At 29.4% G+C, this 11,573-nt stretch carries 10 protein-coding genes; 1 reads left to right on the top strand and 9 read right to left on the bottom strand.

The genetic code is table 11. The features are described 5' to 3' along the window. Positions 1-61: 61 nt before the first annotated feature. The 9 genes from spoVE to ychF all read right to left on the bottom strand — a co-directional run bounded on the left by spoVE (position 62) and on the right by ychF (position 10,538). Positions 62-1,180 (bottom strand): stage V sporulation protein E, encoded by a 1,119-nt coding sequence (spoVE, locus tag HUJ77_RS11665; protein ID WP_291708824.1) that lies wholly within the window; start codon positions 1,178-1,180, stop codon positions 62-64. Between the two features lie 21 nt (positions 1,181-1,201). After that, on the bottom strand, positions 1,202-2,176 hold the full coding sequence (gene mraY, locus HUJ77_RS11660) for a phospho-N-acetylmuramoyl-pentapeptide-transferase (protein WP_291708822.1): 975 nt from the start codon (positions 2,174-2,176) through the stop codon (positions 1,202-1,204). A 34-nt stretch (positions 2,177-2,210) separates the two neighbouring features. Continuing rightward, a complete protein-coding gene (murF, locus tag HUJ77_RS11655; RefSeq protein ID WP_291708819.1) occupies positions 2,211-3,572 on the bottom strand; it encodes a UDP-N-acetylmuramoyl-tripeptide--D-alanyl-D-alanine ligase in 1,362 nt (453 codons plus the stop codon). A gap of 14 nt (positions 3,573-3,586) precedes the next feature. Then, positions 3,587-5,038, bottom strand: coding sequence for a UDP-N-acetylmuramoyl-L-alanyl-D-glutamate--2,6-diaminopimelate ligase (locus HUJ77_RS11650; RefSeq protein ID WP_291708817.1), 1,452 nt, complete (start codon positions 5,036-5,038; stop codon positions 3,587-3,589). Between the two features lie 99 nt (positions 5,039-5,137). Next, a complete protein-coding gene (locus HUJ77_RS11645) occupies positions 5,138-7,333 on the bottom strand; it encodes a stage V sporulation protein D (protein WP_291708816.1) in 2,196 nt (731 codons plus the stop codon). 85 nt (positions 7,334-7,418) lie between these two features. After that, positions 7,419-7,856: a cell division protein FtsL gene (locus HUJ77_RS11640; RefSeq protein ID WP_291708814.1), complete on the bottom strand. Its 438-nt coding sequence runs from the start codon at positions 7,854-7,856 to the stop codon at positions 7,419-7,421. 38 nt (positions 7,857-7,894) lie between these two features. Then, positions 7,895-8,827 carry a 16S rRNA (cytosine(1402)-N(4))-methyltransferase RsmH gene (rsmH, locus tag HUJ77_RS11635; RefSeq protein ID WP_291708812.1) on the bottom strand — a complete coding sequence of 311 codons (933 nt, stop codon included), beginning with the start codon at positions 8,825-8,827 and terminating at the stop codon, positions 7,895-7,897. Between the two features lie 11 nt (positions 8,828-8,838). Next, the gene (gene mraZ, locus HUJ77_RS11630) at positions 8,839-9,267 is read right to left on the bottom strand and encodes a division/cell wall cluster transcriptional repressor MraZ (RefSeq protein ID WP_291708810.1); all 429 of its coding nucleotides are present in this window, start codon (positions 9,265-9,267) and stop codon (positions 8,839-8,841) included. 173 nt (positions 9,268-9,440) lie between these two features. Continuing rightward, the gene (gene ychF, locus HUJ77_RS11625) at positions 9,441-10,538 is read right to left on the bottom strand and encodes a redox-regulated ATPase YchF (RefSeq protein ID WP_291708808.1); all 1,098 of its coding nucleotides are present in this window, start codon (positions 10,536-10,538) and stop codon (positions 9,441-9,443) included. Between the two features lie 197 nt (positions 10,539-10,735). On the opposite strand from ychF, the gene pdaA reads away from it, so the two are divergent. Continuing rightward, on the top strand, positions 10,736-11,488 hold the full coding sequence (gene pdaA / locus HUJ77_RS11620; RefSeq protein ID WP_291708825.1) for a delta-lactam-biosynthetic de-N-acetylase: 753 nt from the start codon (positions 10,736-10,738) through the stop codon (positions 11,486-11,488). Positions 11,489-11,573 lie beyond the last annotated feature (85 nt).

Here is an 11,573-nt window from a genome sequence, read left to right as displayed (position 1 = left end):
TTTTCCTTTAAAATATAAAAAAGAGTTGATTTTAAAACAAAAAATCAGCTCTTTTTTATATTTATATATTTTTACCTTGAATTTGCCTTGATATGTTTAAAAGAATTCCCATAGCAGTCATATTAATTACTAGCGATGTACCACCATAACTTATAAAGGGCATTGGTACTCCCGTTACTGGCATAGATCCAGTTACAACCGCAATATTTATTATAGCTTGAACTGCAATTATAGATGTTATACCTATAGCTAATAGGGTTCCATAGGAATCCTTAGCCTTCATTGCCACTTTTATTCCTCTCCATACAAAGAATATAAATAATACTATAATAAATAAACACCCAATTAAGCCAAGTTCTTCACCAATTATAGAAAAAATAAAGTCATTATGAGGTTCTGGCATATATAAAGTTTTTTGTCTAGACTGTCCAAGACCAAGTCCAGTTACTCCTCCTGCACCTAAAGCATAAAATGACTGTATCAATTGATATCCATCCCCAGCTGGGTCCTGCCATGGATTTAAAAAATTCAACATTCTTGCTCTTCTATAGTCTTCTCCAAATATAAAAAACATAACTGCAACTAATAATACAGGAGCAACTTTTCCAAACAAATCTTGTATTCTTCCTCCTGCAACAAAAAGCAGGATAAATGTAACTATCATAATAATTGCTGCAATACTTAGATTCTTCTCAGCTAAAATCATAACTGCAAAAAATCCAGATACACCTAAATAAGGTACTACTCCAGTCCAGAACTTCTTAATTCCCTCACCTTTTATATCTAAACTCATAGACAAAAAAATTACAACTGCATATTTAGCAAGTTCAGATGGCTGAAAGGATAATGGACCTAATTGTATCCACCTTTTGGCACCATTTACTGCTGGAAAGAAGAATACTGCAATTAATAAAGGAACAGTAGTAATAAGTATATGTGGGGTAATTTTACGCAATTTATGATAATCAAAATTTGACATAACTCCCATGGCTATTAATCCAGTTATAGCCCAAATTAATTGTTTTTTTAAATATACCATGCTATCTCCGTCCTTAAACATAGCATAGTATGAGCTAGCAGAGTAAATCATAATTACTCCAATTGCAAGCAAAAGAATAACGGCATAAAATATACCATAGTCTATTTCCCCTATTTTAGCCTTTTGTTTTGCTGCTCTCATATAACCTCCTCCAATCAATGATTAAAGGGCCATAAATCCTATAAAGCATAACACTACTGTAATAACTGCAAAAACTGTTACTATTTTAGTTTCGCTCCATCCTATTTGTTCAAAATGATGATGAATTGGTGCCATTCTAAATAATCTTTTACCTCTTAATTTATATGATGAAACTTGTAATATTACTGAAATTGTTTCAAAAACATAAATTCCACCAACTATAAATAATATAAGTGGTAATTCTAAAATTAATGCAATAGTAGCAATGGCTCCACCTATTGCTAATGAACCTGTATCTCCCATAAAAACCTTAGCTGGATAAGCATTAAACTTTAAGAATCCAAGTAATCCACCTGCTAGTATTATAGAAAATATAGCTAGAGATTCGTGCCCCATAGTAAAAGCTACTACTCCAAAAAAGGTTAAAACCAATATACTTACAGTAGATGCTAATCCGTCTAATCCATCAGTTAAGTTAACTGCATTAGTGGCACCTGCATAATATACTATTACGAATGGTATATACAATGCTCCTAATGGTAGTATTGTATTTATGAATGGAAATCTTAAACCAGTTCCTAAATTTACATAACCATAAACTGCAATTGCAGTAGAGAAAATTATTAATAACAACATTTTTTGCCAAGCTTTTAAGCCTTCATTATCTTTTTTCAATATTTTTAATAAATCATCTAAAAATCCAATAAATCCAAAAGCTATTAATGAATAAAGTGCAATCATAGCTTCATCTGTAGGACTAAATCTCATAACCACCATAACTATTACTGTAGAAATAATAAATATTAACCCTCCAATAGTTGGAGTTCCAGCTTTCTTAAGATGGCTTTGTGGCCCTTCTTTTCTAATATTTTGCCCAAATTTTAATTTTGTTAGCATAGGTATTATTATTGGTCCTAGTATAATTGTTATTATAAAAGATAATACTAAACCTATAGCTATTTTTGATGTTATAATGTCTATTAGCTTCTCCCCCATTGTCACTGCCTAAGAAGGCAGTTCACCTCCTTTGTTATATTTGTACTTCTTCTAGAGAACTTACTATTTCTTCAAATTTCATTCCCCTTGATGCTTTTAATAAAATAACATCATTCTTTTTAATGATCTTGTATAAATTACTAATTAAGTCTTCTTTATTTTCAAAGGTAATAATATTATCTAAAGTATATCCTTTTTTATAACAATCTTTATACTTACCAATTGCTATTAATAAATCAACTTTTTCTCTAGCGTAATACCCAACATCAGTATGTGCATTTATAGATTCATCACCAAGTTCATTCATAGTTCCTAGTATCGCAATTTTTCTTCCATCTTTATATGAATTAAGAACATCAATAGAAGATTTCATCGAATCAGGACTTGCATTGTAACAATCATTTATTATTGTGAAGTTTTCTTTTTTTATTACTTGCAGCCTCATTGATGTAGCTTCCAAATTCTTAATTCCTTTTTCCATTTCAGAGAAGGAAACATTTAGTTTCATTGCTATTGCTATTGCTAGCATTGAATTTAAAACATTATGCTTACCTGCCATTGGAATTTCAAAATTAAACTCATCTTCTTTAGCTTTTACTGTAAAGGAAGTTTTATCCTCCTTTAGTATAATATTAAAAGCATAGACATCATATTCATGATTATATCCAATTCTTAAAATTTCAAAACATTTATTTTTAATTTTCAACAAATTGATATCTTCACCATTAATTATTAATGTATTACTTTCATCAAAGTAATTAAATATCTCTGATTTTGCTTTTAAAATATTATCTTGTGTCTTTAAATTTTCAATGTGAGATAACCCTATATTAGTAATAACTGCAATATCTGGTCTTGCACAGTTAGCAAGAACATCTATTTCACCTAGATTACTCATTCCCATTTCTAAGACTGCAACATCATAAGAGCTATCAAGCTCTAATATCATAAGTGGTAATCCTATTTGATTATTAAAGTTTCCTTTAGTTTTAAAAACCTTATACTTATCACTTAAAAATGCAGCTATTAAATCCTTAGTGGAAGTTTTACCACATGAACCAGTAACACCAACAACCTTAAGTCCAAGTTTTTTTCTATAAAAGCCTGCTAAGTCTAATAAAGCTTTTTCAGAATTTTCTACTTTTATTACAGTTCCTAAATCCTTTAATTCTTCTATATCAAATAAAACTTCATCTACAATTGCTATTGAAGCACCCTTGTGAAAAGCATCTTTAACAAACTTATTACCATTAAATCTCTCACCATTTATGGCTAAATAAATATTATTAGCTTCAATTTTTCTTGTATCTATACAAATTTTATTAAAGTCTTTTTTTCCTTCTACTAGTACTTTTCCAGCAGTAGCTTCTAAAACTTCATTTAAAGATAATTCCAATTTTCACACCTCTATTATTTTCTTTTATTTGCTAAAATTTCATCAACTACTTCTCTTTCATCAAAGTGAATTACACCTTCATTAGTGATTTGATAATTTTCATGACCTTTACCTGCAAGTACTACCACATCGCCCTCTTCTGCCATACTTAATGCAAGCTTTATAGCTTCAGATCTATCTTCTATTGCTATATAGTTTGATTTACTTATACCTGCTATTATTTCTTTTATTATCGCCATAGGATCTTCTTCTCTAGGATTATCTGATGTAATAACAGCTAAATCAGCTAATTCTGTTCCAATCCTACCTAGTTCTGCTCTCTTTACCTTATCTCTATCTCCACCACATCCATAAACTGCAATTAATCTATTTTTAGTATAGTCTTTAAGAGTTTCTAGTATATTCTTAAGACCATCAGGAGTATGAGCAAAATCGATTATTATTTCGTATGGAATATTATACTTATGTCCTATTCTTTCACATCTTCCAGGTACTACTACATCCATAAGTCCTTCTTTGATATATTTCTTATCAATATCTAATACATTCATTGCCCCTATAGCTCCTAATGCATTATAAACATTATATTCTCCTGGTAAAACTGAATTATAATTATCTCCATTTACATTAAAGTGAATATCTCCTTCCTTTAACATAACTTCAGAAGCTTTAAAATCACTTTCATCTTTAATTGAGTAAGTTTTAACTTCTTTATTCCCTATATTTTCAATATCTGTTACAATTCTATATCCATAGTCATCATCAATATTTATTACACAATTTTTACTTCTTTCAAACAACTTAAATTTAGCTTTATAATAATTTTCAAAAGATTTATGGAAATCTAAATGGTCTCTAGTTAAGTTTGTAAATATTCCAACTTCAAATTCACACCCATAAACTCTATCTAAATATAATGAATGTGATGACACTTCCATAACACAGTATTCGCAATTATCTTCTACCATATCTTTAAATAATTTTTGAAGCTCCAAAGATTCAGGAGTAGTTCTTTCTGATTTCACCTTTTTGTCTCCAATATAATTGGCGATTGTTCCTACTAATCCAACTTTCTTTCCTGATTTTTCAAGAATAGATTTTAGTAAATATACTGTTGTAGTTTTACCATTAGTTCCTGTTACACCAATTAACTTTAATTTTTTAGTTGGATGTCCATAATAATTTGCGGACATAGTTGCTAGTGCTTTTCTACCTTCTTTAACTAGTATAACTGTTACTTCATCATTTTTTATATTTATATCTTTTTCACAGATAATAACTTTTGCACCTGCATCTATAGCTTTAAAAGCATAATCATGTCCGTCTACTTCAAATCCTGTAAGACAAACAAATAAATCTCCATTTTTTATTTTTCTACTATCATATTGGATGTGGTTTATATCCATATCTTCAGTACCACTTAAGACTTCATAATTTACTCCATTTAATAAATCTAATAACTTCATTTCACCATCTCCTTAATATTCTAAACGAAATCCCAATATCTTTTGTATATAAATTTAGCATGTGAGTTTCCCACATGCTAATGTAAAGGGATATTCTAATTAATCTCCATATTCTTCATTTAATACTAATTTAACATTAGTTCCCTTAGTAATTATCTCTCCCTTTTGTATACTTTGTTTTGTTATTGTTCCTTCACCATCATAAGAAAAAATAATTCCAAGATCATCTAAAATTTTCGTTGCTACCTCTAGGGTACAGCCCCTTAAATCTGGCATAACAACATATTTATTATAAGACTCTATCTCCCCTGTGTCTATATTAATCTTAGAATTTTCTTTAATAGTATACCCTGGATAAGGCTTTACATCTGTAATTATATCCCCATTTCCTTGAATATTATACTCTATATTATATTCTTTTAATATTTTTTTAGCTTCATTTACTTTAAGTCCTCTAATTTCTGGTATAACTATCTCTTTCACTATACTATCAATATCATCTTTAGGCATGTTTTCACTCATATAATTAAAAATATCTGTAAATAGTATATTAGCAAGTGGTGCTACAATTTGCCCTGCATAATAAGTTCCAGTTCCAGGTTCATCAATAGAAATAAATACAGTTACTTGTGGGTTATCAGCTGGTGCAAATCCTGCTAAAGAGGAAATATATTTACCTGATTCATATCCACCACCCCTAGGATTTACTTTTTGAGCAGTACCTGTTTTAGCTCCAATATGATATCCTTCAACATAAGCTTTACTTGAACCACCATAAGAAACTGTTCTTTCTAGATAATCTCTTAATATAGCTGTTTTTTCTTGTGATAAAACTTCTACAATATTAGGTTCAAAGTTTTTTTCTATAATCTTTTCTCCGTTTTCATTGGTATAAGTTATTTCCTTCATTATATGAGGTTGTATTAATTTTCCTCCATTTATAATGCTATTATAAGCTGTCATATATTGGACTGCATTTACTGTATTAGTTTGTCCAAATGAAATAGTTGCTAAATCTGCTTCATTGATATTTTCTGTCTTTTTTATAATTCCCTTAGCCTCTCCTGGTAAGTCTATACCACTTACGTTACCAAATCCCAATTTTTTAATATATTCATTTAACTTTTCTTTACCTATTCTTTTACCAATCTCCATAAATCCAACGTTACATGAATTTTGTAAAATTTCTGGTAATATTTGAGTTCCATGTCCTGATGTTTTCCAGCACTTTATAGTATGAGGACCAATTTTCAAACTACCATTACAAGTAAAAGTATCATTTTCATGAACCAATCCCTCTTCTAGATTTCCTATCATTGTTACCACCTTAAATATAGATCCAGGTTCAAAGGTATCATTTACTAAATGATTTCTCCACATTTTTTGAACTTTCTCCGCTAGATTTGCTCCCTCATAATTTTCAGCACCATCATATGGATTATTAGGATCAAAATCTGGTTTATTAACCATAGCAAGAATTTCTCCATTATTTGGATTCATTATAATAATTGATACTTGCTTTGCCAAATTATCCTTATAACCCTTTTCTGCAACCTTTTCAGCAAATGCTTGTAAGTTTGTATCTATTGTTAACACTAAATCCTTACCATTTACTGGTGCAGTAAATTCTGAAATAGTATAAGGAAGTTCATCATTGTACTTACTTAATTCTGATATTCTAAGACCTGGCGTTCCTGACAAATAATTATTATATTCTAATTCTATTCCTGTTAGTCCTTTTCCATCTATATTTGTACTTCCTAAAACATGAGCTAGAAAGTTTCCATTAGGATAATATCTTTTTGTGTCTGGAGATACTATTACTCCAGGTATGTTTAAATTTTTAACCTTATCTGCTTGTTCCTTTTCTATTCTTCTAACTAAAATTGCAGCTCCTGCATCAGCTCCACTAGGTAACTTAGTATTTAATTTGTCTAAAACTTTATTTTCATCCATATTAAGAGCTTCTGATATACTAGGGGCTATATCATTAATTGTAAGATTTTCTTTTCTTAAATGTCCTTTTATTGAATTTAAGTCAAAATCCACTCTGTATACATTTGCTGATACTGCAAGTTCTACTCCATTTCTGTCTAATATCTTGCCTCTACGGGCATCAATTTTAACTTCACTAGTCCATTGTTCTTCTGCTCTTGCAGAATATTCTTCTCTTTTAACTATCATTATGTAAGATAGTCTTATTATCAAAAGAGTAAATAAACATAATAACGTTGTAAGCGCTAATGATATTCTTTTTTTCATTAGCGCTTTATCTCTAAAAATCTTTTTATTCACATCAATGCCTCCATGTAATTAATTAATAACATGTTGAGTATTTTTATACTCTTTATCTGGCAAGTGTACTATTTTATTGCTTATGTTACTCTCTAATATTAGCAAAGAAATCCTTAGATATATTAACAGTTATAATATCATCTTTTTGTGGAACTTTCATTCCTTCTTTACTTGCAAAAGCTTTAATTTCACTAAGTGAAGAAAACTTTAATAAGTTAACCCTTAATGCTTCATTTTCTGCTGTAATTACTTTGGCCTCACTCTTTACATTGCTTAGGTCATTTTGTAGTCTATAAACCCTTCCGTCTCTAGCAATTGTTAAAACTCCTAATATTAAAGCAATAGAAGCAACTTGTAAAATATTCTTTACTATAGCCTTTTTAGCTTCTCTTTGTTTTCTTTGCTGATCTTTTCTTTGTCTCTCAATTCGTTCTCTTTCTTCTCTTCTTCTATCTTCTTCAAATCTTCTCTTTGGACTTAGAACTGTATTTCCCCTAATATAATCATATTCCCTATTAACCATTTTATTACACCCCCATATTCCTTAACTTAATTTTTTTCTTATATCCTCTCTATTACCCTTAGCTTTGCACTTCTACTTCTTGGATTTTCTTCAACTTCTTCTTTAGATGGGTCAATAGCTTTTCTTGATATAATTTTCACTTTTGCTGTTCCTCCACACACACATATTGGAAATTCCTTAGGACATGTACATGCAGTTGCTAATTCTTTAAACTTAAGCTTTACTATTCTATCTTCTAAAGAGTGGAATGTTATTATTGCCATTCTTCCACCTTTATTTAATCTATTTACTCCATCTTCAATAGCTTTATTAAGTATTGATAATTCACTATTTACCTCTATTCTAATAGCTTGGAATGTCCTTTTTGCTGGATGTGGTCCTTCTCTCCTTGCTTTAGCAGGTATAGCAGCTTTAATTATCTCTACTAACTCTAAAGTTGTTTCTATTTTTTTCTTTTCTCTATTTTCTACTATAAATTTAGCTATTCTTTTAGCAAATTTCTCTTCACCATAGTCTCTTATTATCCTATAGATTTCTTCCTCTTCATAATCATTTACTACTTCATAAGCAGATAATTGATTATCTCTATTCATCCTCATATCTAATGGTGCATCTTGCATATAGCTAAACCCTCTATCACCAGTATCTAATTGATAAGATGAAACTCCAAGATCCATAAGCATTCCATCTATTTTTTCAATTTCTAACTCATTTAATATGGAATCTATATTATAAAAATTATTATGTACATACTTTACATTTTTATAATTCTGTAACCTATTACTAGCTGCCTTTAAAGCATCCTTATCTTGGTCTATTCCTATTAAGAGTCCTTCATCCGAAAGATTTTTTAATATCTCTGATGAATGTCCTCCACCACCTAAAGTTCCATCTACATATATTCCATTTTCTTTTATATTTAATCCCTCTATACACTCATTTAAAAGTACAGATACATGTTTAAATTCCATAATAATTCTCCTTATATTCCTAAATCGCTCATTTTTTCAGCAATAGAATCAAAATCTATATCAGATTCGTTATATTCTCCCCATTTTTCCTTACTCCAAATTTCAACTCTAGTTAATACACCTATACTTACTATTTCCTTTTCTATACCTGCATATTCCTTTAAGTTTTGAGGAATTAAACCTCTTCCTTGTTTATCTACTTCAATTTCACAAGCACCTGAAAAGAAAAATCTTACAAATGCTCTTGCATCCTTATTAGTAAGTGGTAAAGATTTAAGCTTTATTTCTAAAGACTTCCATTCTTCCATTGGGTAAGCGTAAAGACACCCATCTAGGCCTTTAGTAATAACAAATTTATTACCTAAGCCTTCTCTAAGTTTAGAAGGAACTATCATTCTGTTTTTGGCATCTATTGCATGTTGATATTCTCCAATAAACATTTATAACCCACCTTCTCTAAAATTCTTCACCACTTTCAACCACTTTCAACCACTTTATACTATTATTTTATATTTTTTTTATAAATACTTCAAGTTTAATTTAATATTATTGGAATATTTTATTAAAAATAAATAAAAAAGGTTGATAAAAATCAACCTTTTCTCATTAAATCTTATACATTGAATCTAAAATTAACAACATCGCCGTCTTTCATAACATAATCTTTACCTTCTAATCTGTAAAGACCTTTTTCTTTTGCTGCTGCTTCAGATCCACATTCAACTAAAGCATTGTAAGAAACTATTTCTGCTCTTATAAATCCTCTTTCAATATCAGAATGGATTTTTCCAGCAGCTTGTGGAGCCTTAGTTCCTTCTTTTATAGTCCAAGCTCTTACTTCTTGTACTCCCGCAGTTAAATAACTTATTAATCCTAATAACTTATAACTAGCTCTTATTAATTTATCTAAACCTGATTCAGTTAAACCATATTCACTTAACATTTCAAGTTTTTCATCTTCTTCTAATCCTGATAATTCTTCTTCAAGCTTTGCACATACTACAACAACCTCAGAATTTTCAGATTCAGCATGAGCTTTTACCTTTTGAACATACTGATTATTTGTATTACCTTCCATCATATCCTCTTCTGATATGTTACAAGCATAAAGAACTGGTTTTGAAGTTATTAAAAATAATCCTTTTATTAATTCTTCTTCTTCTTCAGTTACTTCTAATGTTCTTATTGGTAAATTCTTTTCTAAATGAGCTTTTACCTTTTCCATTAAAGCATATTCTTCTTTAGCCTTTTTATCTCCTGATCTTACTTGTTTTAAGCTTCTTTCCATTCTTCTTTCAAGAACTTCTAAATCAGCAAATATTAATTCTAAATTTATAGTTTCTATATCTCTAATAGGATCAACAGATCCTTCAACATGAACTACATTTCCATCATCAAAACATCTTACTACATGGACAATTGCAGATACTTCTCTTATATGAGATAAAAACTTATTTCCAAGTCCTTCTCCTTTAGAAGCTCCCTTAACTAATCCAGCTATATCATAAAACTCAACAGCTGTGTAAACTTTTTTCTTAGTGTTATACATTTTTTCTAAAACATCTAATCTCTTATCCGGTACGCTTACTACTCCAACATTTGGTTCTATAGTACAAAAAGGATAGTTTGCTGATTCTGCTCCAGCTTTTGTTATTGCATTAAATAAAGTACTTTTACCAACATTAGGTAAACCAACTATTCCTAAATTCATCTATGTACATTCCTTTCATTACTTATTCACATCTTTACATCTTTAAAATTATACTCTACTCTCAATTTTTTTTCAATATATAAAGCTATTAACCTAATTATCTAATGCTTTCATTCTATTTCCAGAGTAAAAGAAATATTTTAGATAAAAATAATATTAAGGAGGCGATATTTTTGAAAAATCTTAAGAAATTAACTTTGTTTATTATAACACTTTCATTTATATTGAATTTTATAACACTAAAAGCTACTGCATCAGATGATTTAGAATTAAATTGGTATTTTGTTAGACGAGGTGAAGGAATAACACCAGAACAACCAAAGGAATCAAAAAGTTTTTTATCTGATTGTAATGGCTATTATGTAGGGGATACAAACTCAAAAGTTATCTATCTAACCTTTGATGAAGGATATGAAAATGGTAATACTTCTAAAATATTAGATACATTAAAAGAAGAAAATGTACCTGCTGCATTTTTTGTAGTTAGACCTTATATTAAACAACAACCAGATATAATTAAAAGAATGGTAGAAGAAGGTCATTTAGTTTGTAACCATTCATCTCATCATCCCTCAATGGCTAGTATTAAAGATAGTGAAAAGTTCAAATTAGAATTTTCTGAAGTTGAGGATGAATATAAGGCTATAATAGGAGAAGATATGCCAAAGTTTTTTAGACCTCCTATGGGAAAATACTCTAAAAACTCATTAAATCAAACCAAAGATTTAGGATATAAAACTGTATTTTGGAGTTTTGCCTATAAGGATTGGTTAGTTGATAATCAACCTGAAGAAAAAGCTGCTATTAAAAAAATAGTTAGTGGTGCTCATCCTGGTTGTATAATGCTATTACATGCCGTTTCTAATACAAACGTGAAAATTCTAAAAGATGTTATTCAAGAACTAAAATCCCAAGGCTATGAATTTAAATCATTAAAGGAATTACCTTAAAAGAAAAAATAGTCTCTATAATTAGAGACTATTTTTTTGGATAAATTATTTTATCCACTTCATCCATTAAATTATTTTTCTTTAA

This window comes from Clostridium sp. (genome assembly GCF_021443865.1).
Classification (GTDB): domain Bacteria; phylum Bacillota; class Clostridia; order Clostridiales; family Clostridiaceae; genus Clostridium.
Note: the sequence above shows the minus strand (reverse complement) of the source record. Positions and strands in the feature narration are given on the sequence as shown.